We start from the raw sequence: 20,141 nt of genomic DNA on the forward strand, positions 1-20,141 counted from the left end.
TTCGATTGGTGTTTTTTATCAACATTGGTGTATTAATTTTCTAATGTATTATACTCTCATAAAGAAAAATCGCAATTTTCATATTTTTATGTATAATAAAAGGAGTATAGGGGGAATGGTTATCAAAAAGTTTAGAAAACAAAAAGTTAAAAAGAATATAAGTGCTATCATTTCTCAAAGAATATTGGTTTTGGCTTTGGTCATTGTTGGTTGTTTCACTGTTATTGTTGGTAGATTATTCACTATTCAGATTATTCAACACGATAGTTATGTAGAAAAGAAAGATGATTATACTTCCATTCGACAATATGTAAGTGCACCACGTGGTGAAATTTATGATTGTAACGGAAAGGTATTAGCGAAAACAGTTGTTTCTCACAATATCACATATACATCTCCGCAAAATATGGGAATTGACGATTATCTTTTGTATGCTCAACGTATTGTGGAAGTATTTGGACTTAATGAAGATGAGTTAACGGATCGAGATAAAAAAGAGGCTTTTATCACATATCGTACATTAAATTTTGATTATGGCGATGAAAAGTATGCTGGAAATGATTTGTTGACAGATAAGGAAAAAGAACAATATTTAAATGGAAGCTGGGGTTCCAGTGCGGAATCTGTCCGCTATGGATTGTTGTATAATCGCATCAAAGAATCTAACTTAAAAGAAATGAGTGACACGGAACTAAAAGTTTGTGTTATTTATCAACGTATGATTGCCAACGCTTCAACAGGACAAGAAAACGTTGTTTTGGAAGATGTGGATGATGATTCGGTTTCCTACTTAGTTGAACATAAAACTGAGTTCCCAGGATTTGATGTTGACTTTGGAGGATGGAAACGAGAATATCCATATGGTGAAAGTTTGTCGGATGTCCTTGGTTCTGTTTCTACAAGTACGCAAGGATTACCTGAAAATTATTATGATTATTATATTCAAAAAGGATTCCAACCCAATGCTTCAGTAGGAAAAAGTGGCTTGGAATTTCAATATAATGATTTATTAGCTGGAACAAGTGAGGAGTCAATTATTACCTATGATTCTAACGGACTTGCTCATAAAGAAGTCGTTAGAAGTGCTGTAAAAGGATATGATATTCATTTGTCTATTGATATTGATTTACAACAAACACTTGATGAAACTTTAAAAAGTGTACTTCAAGAATATGGAGGAACAGAACGAAGAGAAAACTTCCAAAGTTTATTTATGTGTATGATGAATCCCAATGATGGTTCAATGCTGGCTTTATCAGGGTATCAAAAGGATTTAGATTCCAAGGAAATGACATATTATGCATCTGGAAACTATACATCCCTTGTCAATCCTGGTTCAAGTATAAAAGGCGCAACAGTTTATATGGGATTGATGGAAGGTGTTATTCAACCTGGCGAGGTCATTGTCGATAAAGTTATGAACATTGCGGGTAAAGAATTCGCATCGTATAAAGATCATGGTCCTGTAAATGACATAACTGCTTTACAAGTTTCTAGTAACGTTTACATGTTTAATATTGCGATTCGTTTGGCAAATGGTGTTTATACAGAAGGAAAACCTTTACAAGTTAATGATGTTCCAGGAACTTTAAACTTAATGAGAAACTATTATACAAGTTTTGGTTTAGGAAATGTCACGGGAATTGATGTTCCTGGGGAGGTTGCTGGTTATCAATCTGTAAATGTTTTAGCTGGTATGCTTTTAAACTATTCGATTGGGCAATATGATATGTATACACCAGTTCAATTATTGGAATATATTTCGACTATTGCGACTACGGGTTATACATATAAACCAAGATTTTATTCATATGCTACAGAAGTTAATAGTACGCAAGTTGTAGAAACATATGAAGTTGAACTTCGTAATAAATTAGATGAACCTAAATCAGCTGAATACTTAAATCGTGTTCAACAAGGATTTAGAGCTTGTGTAAGTGAAGGATATTGTGGTAAAGGATTATCGGAAATGACACCGAGTGTAGCGGGAAAAACAGGTACTGCAGAAGTAGGAGATTGGACAACTGCAGCGTTTGTAGGATATGCACCTTATGAAAATCCAAAGGTTTCATTTGCTTGTGTTGCCCCTACAAGTTCAATTAACACACAAGATGTATCCGAAAACATTTGTACAGATACAGTTACTAAAAGAGTTTTAGAAAAATATTTTCAATTGTATCCACAATAGTTCTTGCACAATAAATGGTTCTTATGGTAAAATACTTAGGCAATATGTAAGGAGGTCAGACCATGAGAGATCGTATCACTTTTAAATGTTCTGTTTGTGGTAATGAAAACTACATCGGTACAAGAAACAAGAAGAAACATCCAGATAAAATGGTGATTAAAAAATATTGTCCTAAATGTAATCAAAAAACTGATCATAAGGAGAAAAAATAAGAAAGACCAGAAGTGGTCTTTTTTAGTATATGCCCATGAAAGTTATCACAAGAACATTAGGACCGGTACAAGCAAATTGTTATATAATCATTGAAAACAATCATGCTTTAATTGTTGATCCAGGAGATAGCTTTGATATTGAAGCTATTATGGAACAAGAAAAATGTGTTGTTGATGCCATTTTATTGACGCATGCACATTTTGATCATATTAATGGATTAGATAAATTATTAAAAATTGTTTCATGTGATGTTTATTGTAATCCTAATGAATTTTCATTTTTACAAGACGCATCTTTAAATTCATCTTCTTTGTTTATGTATCCAATTACATCTAATGCTCAACCAAAAGCAATTTTAGAAGGAAAACAAAGAATAGGTAATTTTGAAGTGGAAGCAATTTATTGTCCTGGTCATTCTGTAGGTTCAACTGTATTTATCATTGGAAGTCTATTGATTACAGGAGATGTTTTGTTTAAGGGTTCCATTGGAAGAACTGATTTACCAACGGGTTCTTATACACAAATGAAAGAATCAATAAACAAATTAAAGGCTTTAAAACTAAATTATCATGTTTTACCTGGACATGGACCTTTATCAACTCTTGATGAAGAAAAAAGAGAAAATCCATATCTTTAATATTAAAAATGCATACTTTATCAAAAATAATGATGAAGTATGCATTTTTTTTAAATTTATTTTGCGTTTTTTAATTTTTTTTCGAATTATATAATATGGAACAATTATTAAAAGACTTAATTCAATTTGCTCTTGAAAAGAAATGCACTGATATTCATTTCGTATTAAAAAATCATCACTTAGATATTACCTTTCGAACGGAAAAAGGATTAGAAACGATTATACAAGATATATGGAATGAAAATTTCTTTGAATATCTAAAATTTAAAGCTAATTTTGATTTAACAAATCCTTTTCTTCCACAAAGTTCTCAATTTGAAATCAATTCGATATCCTGTCGTTTTAGTGTCATTATTAATTTATCCATTCAAACTGGGGTTCTAAGAATTTTAAATCAAAAACAAAACTTAACTATTGAACAGTTATGTCATGATCAAAAAACAATTGCAGATTTTTATTCATTTGTGAATAAAAGAAGTGGTTTGATTATTTTTAGTGGACCAACGGGTTCAGGAAAAACGACAAGTCTTCATGCAATTTTACATGAAATAAGTGTTAGAGGACTTCATAAAGTAGTAAGCTTAGAAGATCCTATTGAAATAAGAGACGAAAAATATCTGCAATTACAAATCAATGAGCAACAAGGCTTTACATACGAAAAAGGAATTGAAGAATTATTACGACATGATCCAGATGTTATATTCATAGGAGAAACAAGAAATTCATACACTGCTAAAATGGTTTTAAGAGCGTGTTTAACCGGGCACTTGGTATTTACTACGATACATGCGAAAAATGGAATCGAAACAATAAATAGGCTTATTGATTTTGGATTGCCTTTGAAAGAACTTGAAATGGTTTTAACTTCTATTGTTTCTTGTCGTCTATATAATTCAATCTATGGAAAGGAGTGTGTTTATGAAGTTTTATCAAAAGAAAATCTTGAGTTCGTCATTAAAAACAGAAAATATGAAAACCAATTTTCAACACTTAAAAGAAAAATTAAAAAAAATCTTGATGACGGACTTATCATTGACCAGCAAGCTGAATACGACTTGTTTGATTTATGATAATGAAATTCAACAATTTTATTGTCTTTTAGATCATGGTATCAGTATTACAATGATGATTGAATTATGTTTTCGTAATCATGAAGCCATCTTAAAACAATTGCAACAAGGTAAACCATTATCGGAAATATTTTTGTTTAAGAATAAGCGGTTTAATCAATATTTTAAGTTTTATTCATCTTTTTTATCGATTAAAGATAGTCTAAAAAATACGTTTTATATGGTTGAAAATAGTGATGGTTTAATACAAGATTGTTTCAAGAAAATGATATATCCTTTATTTATTTTTATATTTTGTTTTGTGATGATTTTATTTCTTAATGATGCGATTTTACCTTATATGGAATTTATGAATACCAATCAAAGTGATGTTAACGTATTATTCATTATGAAATATATTTTTTATTTAATTTTCTTTTTTCTAATTGTTCTTAGTTCTTTGTGTTTGATTCTATATAAAACCAATTCTTTATCTATTCTTATAAAAAAATCTCAATTTATGAAAATGATTGTGACACATCAATTTAGTTTTTTACTCGCAAATGTGATTGATACTGGTTTAACTACTAAAACTTGTTTTGAATATCTTCATACTTTAAATTCTTCTTTTATAAGATTAATAAGTGAAGATATATTTAATGGATTAAAAAAAGGTCAAAATATCATTTCAATCTTAAATGAAAATGAATTTCTCGATAAAGACTTTATAAAATACTTTCAAACGGGTTCTTTAAATGCGAGTTTATCTGAATTATTAAAAGTTTATGCACAACAAACGAGTTTAAAAATAAAACGAATTATACAAAAGGCAACAACTGGAATACAAATTTTTTCTTATGCATGTGTTGGTATGATTGCGATATATGTATATCAAGTTATGTTGTATCCGTTGAATATGCTGAGTGGAATGTAGGTGAGAAAATGAAAAAAAATGCGTTTACGATTCTAGAAATGATGATTGTGTTATTGATTATGGTTATATTGTTGTTGATTACGCTTCCAAATATACAGCAAAAAGAAACGATTATTCGATCTAAAGGATGCCAAGCACTTATTGAAATTGTGAATAGTCAAATATTACTTTATGAAATAAATGAAGATGAAACACCTATAACGGTAGAACAATTAATTGATGAAGGATATTTAAAAGACGGACAACAGAAATGTCCAAATGGAAAGGAGATAGTAATAATAGATGGACAAGCACAAAGTTCATAATGGATTTACAATTGTAGAAATGTTGTTTGTTTTGTTGATTGTGTGTATGTTTTCTATTCCTATTCAAAAACCCAAAAGTTCATTGACAATGTTTATGAAACAAATGATGGCTTATTCTATAACAATGCAACAAAAAGCATTTGAAACAAAACAAGAAGTAAATGTGACTATCAACAAACATAATGCGCTTTTTGATGAGTATAGTGTAGATTATCCTTCTAATATTTCGTGTACACCAGTTTCGTTTCATTACAATGAAAATGGAAATATATCAAAAGCTTTAACGTTATCGTGTTATGAAGAAAATAAACAAATGAAATTAATTTATCAATTAGGTTCGGGAAGAGTACGATATGAATAATGGTTTTAGCTTAAATGAGGCATTATTGTCTTTATTTATTGTTACGATTTGTGCGCAACTCATTTTGTCTTGTGTACATGTTTTGAAGCAACAAGAGGATTTAATAATTAATGAAAAAATCGAAAAGAAATGGTTTTACACTGATTGATTCTTTGCTTTCGTTATTGATAGTTGCGATTGTATCTTTGTTGTGTATTATGATGTTAGATGTGACTAAAAAAATCTTGATATTTGATTCATCACATCAAAATCAATATGCTATTTTACAATTGCGTCAAAAATGTGCGATTAGTTCTGATGTATATGTTGATGAGGGGCGTTTACATTTGATTGAAAATCATAAAGAAATATATTTAGAATATGATAATCATCGTCTAGTACAAAGAGATGGATATGTAATTTGGATGGAACATATAGAAGATGCTTATTTTTATGAAATTGATCATCAAATTTATTTAAGGTGGATTTATGATGAAAAAGAATATAATTCACAAATCAGTTAATGGATATTCTTTATATATGTCATTAATTGTATTATTTCTGTTGATACAGTGTGTTAGTTATATAAGTGTTTTGTGCATGCAATCTGTAGAACTCATGAAGTGCAATAAACAATCAATGATTGATTTGGCAATTATTTCTCATGCTAAAGCAATTATAGAAAATAATACAATGATAAGAGAATGTAATTTTGATTCCAGTCAATTAATTTTAAAAAAAGAAGTAGAAGTAAATGATAAGAAAACAATTTTAAAAGATTGTGATACTTATATTCAGTGTATATATGAAGGATTAGAATACCATATATATTACGACGAAATGTCAATTTCTGGTCTTGAAATCTTTAAAATCGTTGACTAGTAAAAAAAAAACGGTAAAATGGTACATGTAGACGATGAATTAGAGTAGTAAACATGAAATCTGCTTAGAGAGACAATGGTTGGTGGAAATTGTACAGAGGAAATGTTGAACTTGCTAAGGAGTTGGTAAGTAATGTTACCCGTAATTCTTGCGATAAAAGAATAAAAGTGTTCCAATCGGAAAACTAAGGTGGTACCGCGTTTATAACGTCCTTAGATAGGGCGTTTTTTTATTTAGGAGGAAACATGTATAATCATCAAGAAATTGAAAAAAAATGGCAGAAATACTGGGAAGATAATGAAACATTTAAAACAGATGTATGGGATTTTAGTAAGCCTAAATTCTATGCATTAGATATGTTCCCTTATCCTTCTGGGGTTGGACTTCATGCCGGGCATCCAGAAGGATATACAGCAACGGATATTGTTTCTCGTATGAAACGTATGCAAGGATATAATGTATTGCATCCTATGGGATATGATTCTTTTGGACTGCCAGCTGAACAATACGCTGTTCAAACAGGAAATAATCCTAACGGATTCACACAAGAAAATATTGAATACTTTACTAAACAATTAAAAGAATTAGGATTTGATTACGACTGGAGTCGTATGATTGCCACAAGTGATCCTGAATTTTATCATTGGACACAATGGATTTTCAAACAATTATACGAAGATGGATATGCTAAATATGTTGATATGCCTGTAAACTGGTGTGAAGAATTAGGAACTGTTTTATCCAATGATGAAGTAATCGATGGAAAGAGTGAACGTGGAGGATATCCAGTTGTTCGTAAAAATATGAAACAACTATGTATTGATCAACCAGCATTTGCCGAAAGATTGTTAGAAGGTCTTGATGAAATTGACTGGCCTGAATCAACAAAAGAAATGCAAAGAAATTGGATTGGTCGTTCTACAGGGGTTGAAGTTGAATTCCAAATTGTTGGCGGAGGAAAATTCTCAATCTTTACGACTTGTATTGAAACAATTTATGGTATTACTTTCATGGTTCTAGCACCAGATGGTGATTTAGTTCAAGAATTAATGCCTCGTATCAAAAACCAAGAAGAAGTAAAAGCATATATTCAAGAAACAATTTCAAAATCAGATATGGACCGTACTGAATTAAATAAAGGTAAATCTGGTTGTCGTTTGGAAGGAATTAAGGCAATTAACCCAGTAAATGGTAGAGAAGTTGAAGTATTTATTGGTGACTTTGTTTTGGCAAACTATGGTACTGGAGCTGTTATGGCTGTTCCATGTCATGATCAACGTGACTTTGAATATGCTGTTGCTCACAATATTGATATGATTCAAGTTATTGAAGGTAGAGATGTGAGTGAATGTGCTTTCGAAAAACAAGACTATCTTGGAAAAGGTTGTAAATTAATTAATTCAGAAGAATTCACTGGCTTAACTGTTGAAGAAGCTAAAGTTGCAATTACTAAAAAATTAGTTGATATGGGTATAGCCAAAGAAACAGTTAATTATCGTTTCCGTGAATGGATTTTTGCTCGTCAACGTTATTGGGGTGAACCAGTTCCTATTGTTCATTTAGATAATGGGGAAGATATGGTTCTTTCAGATGACGAATTACCATTAATTTTACCAGAACTTGAAGATTATAAAGGACACAATGGACAAGCACCTTTAGAAAACGCAACAGAATGGAAAGATTATAATAAAGATGGAATTCATGGTAAACGTGAAACTAGTACTATGCCTGGAAGTGCAGGAAGTAGTTGGTATTATTTACGTTATATTGATCCACATAATGATGAAGAATTCGCAAATTATGAATTATTAAAACACTGGATGCCAGTTGATTTATATGTTGGTGGACCAGAACATGCTGTAGGTCACTTGATGTATGCTCGAATCTGGAATAATTATTTGTATGACAAAGGATTGTCTCCAGTTAAAGAACCATTTAAAAAATTAGTTCACCAAGGAATGATTTTGGGTGAAAATGGTATCAAAATGGGTAAACGTTACCCTGAATACGTAGTTAATCCTAGTGACATTGTAAAAGAATACGGTGCAGATACACTTCGTTTATATGAAATGTTCATGGGGCCTCTTGAAGCAAGTAAACCATGGAATTCTAAAGGTGTTGAAGGTGCCAAAAAATGGTTGGAACGTGTTTATCGTTTATTTATCGAAAGTGGTAAAGTTGTAGATACAAATTCACATGAATTAGATCGAATCTATAACCAAACAGTTAAGAAAGTCACAAATGACTTTGAAACATTAGGATTTAATACAGCTATTAGTCAAATGATGGTATTCATTAATGAATGTTATAAAGTCGAAACTGTATATAAACCATATGCGGAAGGTTTAATTAAAATGTTAAGTTGTATTTGTCCTCATATTGGTGAAGAAATGTGGAACTTGTTAGGACATGATGATACAATCGCATATGAACCATGGCCTACTTATGATGAATCAAAATTACAATCAAGTACATTTACTTGTGTTGTTCAAGTTAATGGAAAAGTTCGTGGTAAATTTGATGCGGATGTAGGAACAGAAGAAGAACAATTAAAAGAACAAGCTTTATCAATTGAAGCGGTAAAAAAACAAATTGAAGGAAAAACAATTCGTAAAATTATCGTGGTAAAAGGAAAAATTGTTAATATTGTCGCAAATTAGGTGTTATTTTAACACCTTTTTTTCAAAAATGAATTATACTTTATTTAATGTAGATTGGTAGGTTATATATGTATTTAAAACCCATTGATGCAAACTTATATGAATCCTGTTTAGAAAAATATCCATTTCAGAATTATGAACAATCAATATATGCAGCAAATAAATTAATCGACGAAGGATATGCTATTGAGTATTTAGGATATTTTAATCAAGAAGAATGTTTAGCATGTTGTATGATTGCAACTTTGCCTATTATGAAAGTGTTTAAATCAGCTTGGATTCCTAAAGGAATGGTAATTGATTATACCGATAAAGCTTTGTTGCAATCATTCACAAGGGCTTTAAAGAGTTATTTGTATGATTTAAAAGTTATTTATTTAGAAATAGATCCTATGATTTATTCTCAACAACGAGATAAAGATGGAACTGTTGTGCCTAATGGATTAAATAATTTTGAAATGATTGATAATTTGATTTCATGTGGCTTTGAAAAACAAGAAGACAGCTCTCATTTTATTTCGGGTATTGATTTAACTTATCGAACTTCTGATGAAATATACGAAGAATTTTCTAATTCAACTTGTCAAAATATTCAAATGGCAAAAGCCATGGGAATTAAGGTTAAAGAAATATCGAATGAAGATGTGAACTGGGAAGAAGTTGAACACATGAATAGATTTTTTAACAATCAAATTCATGTATTGGTTAGTTATAAAGTTGATGAAGATACGCAACAAGAGATTTATTTAGATTATTTTTGCTTTATTGAATATGGAAAAGAAATTGTATACATAGCCAGTAAAAATAATGATTTTTATAGTAAATACGCGATTCATTGGTACATGATCCAACAAGCTATCCATAGTGGATATTACTTCTATAGTTTTAATGAATTAAATCCTGTTTTTCAACAAGGAAAAGACGGATATGATGATTTTGATTTTACAAGAGGTTTCAATGCGGTTGTGTATGAATTGATGGGAAATTATATTTTACCTGTAAATAGATCTCTATATAGCATGTATAAAAAATAAAAAAATTGTTTTATTTTTCATAGATTATACGGTATAATCCATTTAAAGCGAAAAGAAGAAAAGAAATTAGAACTTCATTTATTAGAGAAAAGCTGGTTGGTGAAAAGCTTTATTTGAATCTATAAGATACAGCTTCTTGCTTCATTTGACGTAACACCTGCGTTAAAGGTTAAAGTGCTCTGAAAAGAGAAGTAAGGTGGTACCGCGTATATTACGTCCTTATATAGGACGTTTTTTTTATTTAGGAGGAATTTATGAATTTTTTTGAAGAATTAAAGTGGCGTGGATTAATTAATGATGTAACAAGCCCAGAAGTTGAAGATGTTATTAATAATCAAAGTGTTACATTCTATATTGGAACCGATCCAACTGCTGATAGTCTACATATCGGACACTATTCATCTTTATTAATGGCTAAGCGTTTGGAACAACATGGTCATCATCCTATTATGTTAGTTGGAGGGGCAACTGGATTTATCGGGGACCCTAAAGCAACAGGGGAAAGAAATATGTTAACTCCAGAAGTATTGAAACATAATTTTGATGCATTACATGAACAAATTTCTCGTTTATGGGGATTTGAAATGGTTAACAACTTAGATTGGACAGGAAATTTATCTGTTATTGATTTTTTAAGAGATTATGGAAAATTCTTTAATGTTAATTATATGTTAAACAAGGAAACTGTTAAAAAACGTTTGGATTCTGGTATTAGTTATACTGAATTTTCTTATATGATTTTGCAATCATTAGATTTCTTAACTTTATATCAAACAAAGAATTGTGTTTTACAAATTGGTGGACAAGATCAGTGGGGAAATATTACGAGTGGTCTAGAATTAATTCGTAAAAAATGTGGAGCGGATGTTAAATGTTATGGGTTGACAATGCCATTAATCACAAAAGCCGATGGAACTAAATTTGGTAAGAGTGAATCAGGAACTGTTTGGCTAGATGCTAAGAAAACAAGTCCATATGAATTATACCAATTCTTATTCAACACGGAAGATGCAAAAGTGATTGAATATTTGAAAAAATTAACTTTCTTAAGTGTTGATGAAATCAATGCCTTAGAGGAATCATTAAAAACAGAACCTCATAAACGTTTGGCTCAAAAAGCATTAGCAGAAGAAGTTGTACGTGATCTTCATGGTCAAGAAGAATTGGATTCTGCTTTAAGAATCACAAATGCTTTATTTAAAGGACAATTACAAGATTTAGATGAAAAAGAACGTAAATCAGCTGTTAAAAACATGGATAAAATTGAATGTGAAGCTGGTTTAAACCTAGTTGATTTCTTAATCACAACAAAGATTGCTTCTTCTAAACGTGAAGCAAGAGAATGGATCAATGGAAATTCAATTGCTATCAATGGTGAAAAAGTAAAAGATGTGGATTATGTTGTTTCGATGGAATCTTGTTACGTAGATAACATGGTAATTGTACGTAGAGGAAAGAAAAATAACTATTGTGTTGTTTTAAAATAATAGAAGTTCAGTCAGTGAGATATTTAATCTCACTGATTTTTTTACATTGTTTATGTTATTTTATACATATATAGTCATAAATTATAATATTTCTAACCCTAAAAAATTAATGATATAGTTTATTTAATGAATAATATATCGGAGGTTTTTCTATGAGAAAACTATGTGTTAAGTGTTGGGAAAAAGATGGACCTAAAAAATATGAGATTTATATAAATGGAGTGAAAAAAGGAGAATTAGGACCTTTTTCGGAATGTATTGTGGAAATTTCTACTCAATCTTCAAAGTTAACAATTGTTCCTTCAAGTATGCAAGGAGCAACTGTTATGATTCCTGATGGAGAAAATGATTTAATCGCCCATGTAAGGATACCTTTATTTAATCTCAAATCGACATTTCTTTATATTACGTTTGCCGAATATCCAGTGAAAGAACCTTTAGAGGGAGATTCACTTGCACATTTTGATTATATTAATGACCTTGTTTTCGACTATTTTGAAACAGGATCAGAAACAATAGGTGATGAATTACAAGAATTATATAAAGTCACAGAAAAATATTATCAGCAAAATATTGACCAATATGACATAGTACGCGCGTTACATGCTTGTAGTTTAGCTTTGCGATATATAAATGAACCTCATTTTATTCCTTCTAAGGCTAGTTATTATGTCGATATTGCCCAATCTTTTTTTGAAGATTGGTTACATTCCTCTAATATTGATGATCAAAAAATGGCTGAGTTCTTTTTATTTCGTGTTTATGAAGTGAGAGCGGTTCTTGGTTATTTTAGTTCAGATAATATAGAACGTATTAAATGCCAAGATTGGATAGAGAAGGCTAAAGAGATTGGTGAGATAGATAATAATTGTATTGGTTATTTAGATGCCATACTTTTGTATTGGCATACTTCACCGTTAAAGAGCGAGGATCAAATAACAATAAATCGTATGTTTGAACATTTAAAGAAAATGGATGCAACGTTTGATGAGCCTGTTATATTCCCGTTTGAGGAAAATATTCTCTGTGAAGCTTATTCTATATATAAACTGTTTTACACAGATGAAAAATATGCACAGTGTGTATCTATTCCTCTAAACCCTAAATATGCTGCTCATATGCTAGAACGTGCTCGTGATTTAATAAAAAATCCTCATTTGAAATCAATGCTACAAGTAGATATAGATAGAGCACTTTTTAAAGCTGGAGATCATTCTATATCAATGGAAGAAACAGACGATAATTTTAGAACGGAGTTTCGCTATGAAAATAATAAAAAACACGCGAATTGGGTGAAAAATCAGGCAATACAATATTTTGAAACTATTTCAAACGAAATAGGAGATGAACTAGAAATAAATTTTAAAAAAACTTTGGACAGATTAAAAGATGATCATGAATTTGATGAAATTATTGCACTTCATGCCCATACTCTTACAATTAGAGCAATGAATTCTCATGATACTGAACGCGCTAAATTTTATATAAAATACGCCCTTGATTATTATGATTTTAATAGCACATCTTATTTAGAAAAAGAAAATCTAGTTCCAAGTAAATATCAAATATGGGAAATTATGGCTTATATTGAATATTTGGATGAAAACTATAATGAAACATTATACTGGTTAAAGAAGCTTGAATTAGCGGGTGTTAGTGAATCTGTAACGCATGTAGCATTAAAAGCCACAGCAATGAATTTGGTCGCTGTGCAATCAATGAACAAAGAAATGCTTAAAGAATCGTTACTTCTTTTCGAAAAGATGGATACGATGTTCACTGAACCAGTACACTTTAAATTTGAAGAGTTTATTTTATGTCTTGCTTATTGTTACTATGGACATGTAAAAGCTAGTGAAAAATTATACATAATTATTTCAACTCCATATCCTCCTATGATAGCTCGCACATCTGCGCAGATATTAGTGCGTGCACGTAATTTGATGAATCATTCTTTAAATAAGGATGAAATGGATGTAGAAATTAAAGAATTATTAGCAATGAATTCACCAATTATTTATTAAAATAAAAAAATCGATAAATATCGATAAATATGTAGGAGGTCTTTCTATGAGAAATTTATTTGTAACATTATGGGTGGAGGACGAAAGGGAAAAATATAAAATTTATATAAATGGTGAAAAAAAAAGAGACTTTATTAAGTCACTTGATTGTACTTTGCCAATTTCTACGCAAGATACAAAGCTTAAGATTACTGGTCCCTTTTCAGTTGAATCATGCTCTGTTACAATACCGAGCGGAAAAGATGATGTGATTGCGAGTGTCGAATTAATAAAACCACTTTCTTCTTGGGAGTGCTCAAAATTAAAAATAAATCTTTCAACATATAAACCTTACAAGACTAGAGACGAAAAAGCACAAAAGCACTATGAATATGTAAGTTATTTAATTGAAAAGTATTTAGAAACAGGATCAGGAATATATGGATTGGAACTGGAATTTTTATATGCAAATACAAATAGGTATTGCGAAAATAATGTAGAAGGATATCGAGGTCTAAGAGCGTTTCATGCTTTGTGTAATGCTATCCATACTTTAAATAAAATAGCACTTTATCCGTTCTTACAAACTGATCCTGTTGATGTTGAAGCTTTTGCAGGCGTATCTAGAGATGATTTTATTTCTGAATTAATCGGTTATTATAACGAGTTGCAAGCTTTTAAAAGTGTATCTGAAGATGATTTTAATTCATATCTTTTTACTATCGATACCGTGCAACAAAAAGAAGTATATCCATATTCATTAATGTTTCTTGAGGTTTATGCATACCCTGAATTATTCATTTTTTCAGACGTAGAAGCTGCTCAATGGTGTTTTGATGTACATCAGCATGAATATTCATATCGATTACAAGAAGGCCTAAAGAATGGAAAATGTGTGATTTATGCTCTAAAAGGAATACTTTATTACAAATATTATTTAAAATATTCAAATGTAGAACTATATTCTGGAATGACCTGCCTAAATATGTGTTTATCCTATCTGAGCGATATGGATGGAAGTTTTAAAGAATCAATGATTTTTCCATTTGAAGAAGACGTTCTTTGTGAAGCTTATCAGATTTATCAAAGGTTTTACACGGATGAAGAATTTGGATATGAACTTAATCGTGGTTCATGTTATGATTTGGAAAAAGCTAAACATATTTTAAAGCATGCCTATGATTTAATAAAGAGACCACAATTTAAAGCTAGACTACAAAGTTATATCGATTAGATATTTTGTATGTGTCTTAAATGATTAAAACAAGTTGTAAACATAAACAAAGGTCGTGCCCAAAACACGACCTTTAGATATTTGATTTTAGATTTATTTATAAAATTTACCCTGCCAAGTATTTCGTCTTACCATTTCTTTATCGATTTCATTATAAACAATTGTTTTCTTGATTGTCCATTCAGGAGCAATTAAATCACTGGCGATGCCATCTCCTGTTAATCGTTCAATAATCATATTAGGATCCAGTATTTCAAGTTGTGAAACAACAACATCAACGTATTCCTCTAAAGATAATAATTTAAAAGGATTTAGCTTATATTCCTCGGCCATTTTTGTCCCTTCAATAATATGGAGCATATGAATTTTAATAGCATCACAATGTGAATGTGATACTTTTAAAGCTGTTTCTATCATGTCTTTTTTTGATTCGTTAGGTAATGAATTCATAATATGCACACAACATTTAATGTTGGTTTTCTTTAACTTTTCAACGACATCAAATACAATTTGGGAATCATGACAACGATTACATAATTTCATCGTGTCTTCATGAATACTTTGTAGACCTAATTCAATCCAAGTTTCTTTGACTAATGCTTTTTGTGCAAAGTAGGCAATCATTTCGTCTGTTAAACAATCAGCTCTAGTAGCGATACAAACACCAGCTACATCTTCTCTTAAATAAAATGAATCATAAATTTGTCTTAAAACAGATAAAGGAGCATAAGTATTTGAAAAAGATTGAAAATAAGCAAAACCAAGGCAATTAGGCCACTTCTTTTGCATGCGCATTAGACCAGTAACGTATTGTGTTTCTAAAGAACTATTGAAGTTTAAAACACTATCTCCTGAACCTTTTTCAGAACAAAAAGTACAGCCACCTATACCTTTTGAACCATCGCGATTCGGACAAGTAAAGTTCGCGTTTAGAGGGACTTTGGCAACTTTTTGATTGTATTTAGTTTTAAAATAATAATTCATGGTTTGATATCTTTTATTATCAAGTGAATAGGGATATGGATTGTTCATATAAAAATTCCTCTCGTCTTTTTATTTTAACAAAAAACATGCTTTCATGGTATGATTTTGCTCAAAAATATGTTAATATATAAGTACACGTTAAAAGGCAAGGGGCAGAAAGGAATTGGTGCATGTCGGATGTCAGACGTTATAAAGGGTAAGCCTTCAAATACGGAAAAACCAAATTATACAGTTAAAATATCAAGACAAAAAGGTATACGAATGCGTGTTACAGCACATGGGGAACTTGTTGTTCATGCCAATCCATTTTGTACAAGGGAAGCAATTGACCAATATGTTATGGATCATGCCCATAGTTTTGATTATCAACCTTCTGTTCGTTTATTTGGGAAGAGCTTTCGTATAAAGAAAATTAAAAGTGATGTAAATCGTGTTTCTTATAGTGAAGATGAACTTTTAATTCAATATACAAATAAAGACGATATTGAATATTTATATAAGCGGTTTTTAGTGAAGATATCAAAAGAGACATTTGTTGATATCGTTGATATGATGAGTTATCGTATATCAAGATTTAATATCAATAAACCTAAAATTATAATCCGTAATATGAAATCAAGTTGGGGAATATGCCATCCTGATAAAAATTCAATTACTTTGAATTCAGAATTGGTTCATTATCCAATTGATTTTATTGAATATGTTATTTGTCATGAATTAATTCATATGGTTGAACCTAATCATTCACAAGCATTCTATCAAATCTTAGAAGAAGTGATGCCTGATTATAAGAGAAGATTAGATTTAATCGAAACAAGCGAAGAAAAACAGTATCTTATGTGATACTGTTTTTTATTTTATATTGTTCGACCAATTACTTCAGCAATTTGTCTACCTTTTTCAACTAATTGAGCATAACGTTTTGGCTTAAGACTTTGTGAACCATCACTCCATGCATTACAAGGATCATCGTGCACTTCAATAATTAATCCATCTGCACCAGCAGCAATGGCAGCTAATGAAAGAGATTCAATTAATTTATAGTCACCAGCTGCATGACTTGGATCAATGACAATAGGTAAATGAGTACGTTCTTTAATAATTGGAATAACAGCTAAATCCAAAGTATTACGAGTGTATTTTTCGAATGTACGAATACCACGTTCACAGAAAATTACATTTGGATTTCCTTCTGACATAATATATTCGGCGGCCATAATCCATTCTTCGATTGTATTAGCTAATCCACGTTTTAATAAAACAGGTTTCTTTGTTCTACCAACGGCTTTTAATAAATCAAAGTTTTGCATATTACGAGCACCAATTTGAATGATGTCTACATTTTCAACAAATTCAGGTAAATGTTCAATAGCCATTAATTCAGATACAATAGGAAGACCAGTTTGCTGACGAGCATTCACCATAGCTAGAATACCAGCTGTACCCATTCCTTGGAAAGCATATGGAGAAGTCCTAGGTTTGTATGCACCACCGCGTAACATATCAGCTCCAGCTTCTTTTACTTCTTTGGCAATACGTGTAATTTGATCTTGTCCTTCTACCGAACAAGGTCCAGCAATCATGACGATTTTTTTGCCACCAATTTTAATTCCATTTACATCAACAATTGTATCTTCGGGATGAAACATACGATTGGCTAATTTGTAAGGCTGGGAAACACGTTGAATATCGGTGATAATTGGATTTGCCATTAGATTTTTTTCATCAATTTTTGATGTGTCACCAACTAGACCAAAAACATTATAGTTTTCACCATAAATGGCATGGACTTGAACATTTTGAAGTTCTAGTTTTTGGATTAATAAATCAATGTCTTGTTTTGTTGCTTCTTTTTTTACTGTGATAATCATATTTACTATACTCTCTTTCTATTTTTTGATATTGTGAAATGCCTTAATGATATTATCAACGCATTCATCTATGCATCCATTGTTGTTAACAATGAAAGATGCATATTTTTTATATAAAGGATAACGCTCCATATATAACTTTTTAACAGCTTCCTGACTTGAAGATAAAGGACGATTTGGATCATAAGTAATTAAATTCTCTAAATCACGATCTATAAAAATGATAATTCCATTTAATTTTAGATAATCGATGTTGATTTTATTTTTAATTGTACCACCGCCTGTACCAATTATCAGACCATTTTCTTTGGAAAGTTCTTTTGAAGTTATCGTTTCTAATTTTCTAAAACCCGCTTCACCACTTCGATTAAAGATTTCAGGAATAGAAACATTTGTATTTTGAACAATAACTTCGTCCATATCTATGAATTTTTTATTTAGTTTTTTTTCTAGTATTTTACCAATTGTTGACTTCCCGCAACTTGGCATACCAATTAAAACAACATTACTACGTTTAATCAAAATTTTTTTGAAAATATCGTCACATACTTGATTGGAGATTTCAATGTTTTTGAATAATTCAACCATTCTTTTTATTTGACTGACTCGTATTTCTAAACCACTAATATAATTAATGTTTCTTTCTTTAGCAACTAATCCCATTTTTGTGATAATAGGATCTGCAACTAAATCTATAAATAAATCACATTTAGAAAACAAATTCAAATCAATGGCTTCTTGATCAATGTTAGGATTCATTCCTATATAAGATGCATTAATAACAACTTCACTATCAAGGTGTTTGGCATAGCACTCTATATATGAAATCGTATCATCACTTAAACTTTCATCAACGATGTTGATTTCACCTGCATGTAAATCTTGCATTAACTTCTTGACTGTATAAGTTTGAGGGGTGTTTCCAATAATTAAGATTTTTTTGTCTTTTAAAATCACTTTATGTTGATTTAGAATTTGTTCTAATGACTTATATAAAGCATTGTAACCATAATATTGATTGTTTCTTTGTATGATAGTATCAACAATCTTTGTGTTTAATACATCTAAATATGGGGAAATATCTTTTTGATAGGGAACATCAATATAAAAACCATCAAATTGTTTTGTTTCAATCATATTTTTTAAATTTTCTAAATTTGTAGGCATAAACGCGTAGTCATGGAAGTTAAATAAAGAAAATAGTTCTTCATCTAATTGGCTTATTTGTTGTTCTTTGACTATTGAAAATCGCATAATTCCTCCTTTTATGAAAAAAAGCGCTAACCATATGGAGTTAACGCTTTAAAAAACCTTGAAATCAATTACTTTTCCCAAGGTAACTAGCTATAAAAGTAAAAGTATGAGCTTAGTTTTGTTTTCATAGTTAGTATTATAAAGAAAATGATAAAAAAATCAACTGTAAAATGAAATAATTTACATTTATGAAAAATATTCATGAAAATATCGAATATAAATCTTATTTTGTGTAAAATATATTCATGAACATTAAAAGGAGGATCTATGCAAATAGTGAATATAAAGAATATTGAATTTGGAAAGGGAAAACCTAAAATTTGTGTTCCCATTATGGGTTCTAATATAAATGAGTTAGAAAAAGAAATTAATGGATTAGATGGATTAATGTACGATGTTGTAGAATGGCGGATGGATTACTATGATTTTGATAATATTGATGCTCTTTTACAAGCAGTTCACTTTATTCACAATAAATTAAAAAAAGGCCTTCTTCTGGCGACATTTAGAACAAGTAATGAAGGAGGAGTAAAAGAAATTAGTGATGAACAATATCGCATAATAAATGAAGCTATTATTTTGTCAGGAAATATTGATTTAGTTGATATCGAATATTTTAGAGAACGACAAGTTGTTCAATCTTTATTGACTTTGGCACATGAAAATAATGTATGTGTTATTATGAGTAATCATGATTTTGAAAAAACACCTAGTTATGAACAAATGATAAATCGTTTAGATGGTATGCATGAAATGGGAGCAGATATAGCTAAACTTGCTGTAATGCCTAATGATGAAGATGATGTATTCACTTTACTGAAAGCTACAAATGATTGCTCATCAAAACCTATAATTACAATGTCAATGGGAAAAATTGGCTTGATATCGCGTTTAACAGGGGAAATATATGGCTCTTGTATGACATTTGGCTGTGCAGATAAGGCGAGCGCTCCTGGACAAATTAATGCGAATGAGTTAAATACTGTATTGGATGTTATTCATAATGCTGATAAATAAATATCCACCAGCCTAGCTGGTGGTTTTTCAGTTTCGGGCATAGCCCTGC

The 20,141-nt window shown here is 30.4% G+C and carries 19 protein-coding genes and 1 other annotated feature; of the genes, 16 read left to right on the top strand and 3 right to left on the bottom strand.

Features of this window, described 5'->3' with window-relative positions; all coding sequences use genetic code 11:
- Positions 1–115 precede the first annotated feature (115 nt).
- From ACI313_RS00290 to ACI313_RS00355, 14 genes are all read left to right on the top strand, one after another.
- Positions 116–2,188, top strand: coding sequence for a peptidoglycan D,D-transpeptidase FtsI family protein (locus tag ACI313_RS00290; RefSeq protein ID WP_439755020.1), 2,073 nt, complete (start codon positions 116–118; stop codon positions 2,186–2,188).
- A 62-nt stretch (positions 2,189–2,250) separates the two neighbouring features.
- Positions 2,251–2,400, top strand: a complete 150-nt coding sequence (gene rpmG, locus ACI313_RS00295) for a 50S ribosomal protein L33 (RefSeq protein WP_320608097.1) — start codon at positions 2,251–2,253, stop codon at positions 2,398–2,400.
- 35 nt (positions 2,401–2,435) lie between these two features.
- A complete protein-coding gene (locus ACI313_RS00300; RefSeq protein WP_320608096.1) occupies positions 2,436–3,038 on the top strand; it encodes an MBL fold metallo-hydrolase in 603 nt (200 codons plus the stop codon).
- Positions 3,039–3,133: 95 nt separating this feature from the next.
- Positions 3,134–4,108 carry an ATPase, T2SS/T4P/T4SS family gene (locus tag ACI313_RS00305; protein ID WP_320608095.1) on the top strand — a complete coding sequence of 325 codons (975 nt, stop codon included), beginning with the start codon at positions 3,134–3,136 and terminating at the stop codon, positions 4,106–4,108.
- On the top strand, positions 4,008–5,021 hold the full coding sequence (locus ACI313_RS00310) for a hypothetical protein (RefSeq protein ID WP_320608094.1): 1,014 nt from the start codon (positions 4,008–4,010) through the stop codon (positions 5,019–5,021). Before ACI313_RS00305 ends, ACI313_RS00310 begins: the two co-directional genes overlap by 101 nt.
- A gap of 8 nt (positions 5,022–5,029) precedes the next feature.
- The gene (gene comGC / locus ACI313_RS00315) at positions 5,030–5,326 is read left to right on the top strand and encodes a competence type IV pilus major pilin ComGC (protein WP_320608093.1); all 297 of its coding nucleotides are present in this window, start codon (positions 5,030–5,032) and stop codon (positions 5,324–5,326) included.
- Complete coding sequence (gene comGD / locus ACI313_RS00320) at positions 5,304–5,687, top strand: competence type IV pilus minor pilin ComGD (RefSeq protein WP_320608092.1); 384 nt, start codon at positions 5,304–5,306, stop codon at positions 5,685–5,687. Before comGC ends, comGD begins: the two co-directional genes overlap by 23 nt.
- 110 nt (positions 5,688–5,797) lie before the next feature.
- Complete coding sequence (locus tag ACI313_RS00325; RefSeq protein WP_320608091.1) at positions 5,798–6,190, top strand: competence type IV pilus minor pilin ComGF; 393 nt, start codon at positions 5,798–5,800, stop codon at positions 6,188–6,190.
- The gene (locus tag ACI313_RS00330; RefSeq protein ID WP_320608090.1) at positions 6,159–6,548 is read left to right on the top strand and encodes a hypothetical protein; all 390 of its coding nucleotides are present in this window, start codon (positions 6,159–6,161) and stop codon (positions 6,546–6,548) included. Before ACI313_RS00325 ends, ACI313_RS00330 begins: the two co-directional genes overlap by 32 nt.
- Before the next feature lie 25 nt (positions 6,549–6,573).
- Positions 6,574–6,765 (top strand) — a binding site (T-box leader).
- A gap of 28 nt (positions 6,766–6,793) precedes the next feature.
- Positions 6,794–9,208: a leucine--tRNA ligase gene (gene leuS, locus ACI313_RS00335; protein ID WP_320608089.1), complete on the top strand. Its 2,415-nt coding sequence runs from the start codon at positions 6,794–6,796 to the stop codon at positions 9,206–9,208.
- Between the two features lie 68 nt (positions 9,209–9,276).
- Entirely contained in the window at positions 9,277–10,242 is a 966-nt protein-coding gene (locus tag ACI313_RS00340; protein ID WP_320608088.1) for a lipid II:glycine glycyltransferase FemX, read from the top strand.
- Between the two features lie 254 nt (positions 10,243–10,496).
- Positions 10,497–11,729, top strand: coding sequence for a tyrosine--tRNA ligase (gene tyrS, locus ACI313_RS00345; RefSeq protein WP_320608087.1), 1,233 nt, complete (start codon positions 10,497–10,499; stop codon positions 11,727–11,729).
- Between the two features lie 152 nt (positions 11,730–11,881).
- Complete coding sequence (locus tag ACI313_RS00350; RefSeq protein WP_439755021.1) at positions 11,882–13,753, top strand: hypothetical protein; 1,872 nt, start codon at positions 11,882–11,884, stop codon at positions 13,751–13,753.
- Positions 13,754–13,799: 46 nt separating this feature from the next.
- On the top strand, positions 13,800–14,966 hold the full coding sequence (locus tag ACI313_RS00355; protein ID WP_439755022.1) for a hypothetical protein: 1,167 nt from the start codon (positions 13,800–13,802) through the stop codon (positions 14,964–14,966).
- 93 nt (positions 14,967–15,059) lie between these two features.
- Here the strand turns inward: ACI313_RS00355 and ACI313_RS00360 are convergent, their stop codons facing one another.
- On the bottom strand, positions 15,060–15,998 hold the full coding sequence (locus ACI313_RS00360) for a TIGR01212 family radical SAM protein (RefSeq protein WP_320608084.1): 939 nt from the start codon (positions 15,996–15,998) through the stop codon (positions 15,060–15,062).
- Between the two features lie 129 nt (positions 15,999–16,127).
- Here ACI313_RS00360 and ACI313_RS00365 point away from each other — a divergent pair, with 129 nt between their 5' ends.
- Positions 16,128–16,793 (top strand): M48 family metallopeptidase, encoded by a 666-nt coding sequence (locus tag ACI313_RS00365; protein WP_320608083.1) that lies wholly within the window; start codon positions 16,128–16,130, stop codon positions 16,791–16,793.
- Between the two features lie 14 nt (positions 16,794–16,807).
- Here the strand turns inward: ACI313_RS00365 and aroF are convergent, their stop codons facing one another.
- Positions 16,808–17,821 (bottom strand): 3-deoxy-7-phosphoheptulonate synthase, encoded by a 1,014-nt coding sequence (gene aroF, locus ACI313_RS00370; protein WP_439755023.1) that lies wholly within the window; start codon positions 17,819–17,821, stop codon positions 16,808–16,810.
- A gap of 18 nt (positions 17,822–17,839) precedes the next feature.
- Positions 17,840–19,075: a shikimate kinase gene (locus tag ACI313_RS00375; RefSeq protein WP_320608081.1), complete on the bottom strand. Its 1,236-nt coding sequence runs from the start codon at positions 19,073–19,075 to the stop codon at positions 17,840–17,842.
- Positions 19,076–19,342: 267 nt separating this feature from the next.
- On the opposite strand from ACI313_RS00375, the gene aroD reads away from it, so the two are divergent.
- Complete coding sequence (gene aroD / locus ACI313_RS00380; protein WP_320608080.1) at positions 19,343–20,092, top strand: type I 3-dehydroquinate dehydratase; 750 nt, start codon at positions 19,343–19,345, stop codon at positions 20,090–20,092.
- The last annotated feature ends 49 nt before the right edge of the window (positions 20,093–20,141 follow it).

Source organism: Floccifex sp., from assembly GCF_051873495.1.
GTDB lineage: Bacteria > Bacillota_I > Bacilli_A > Erysipelotrichales > Erysipelotrichaceae > Floccifex.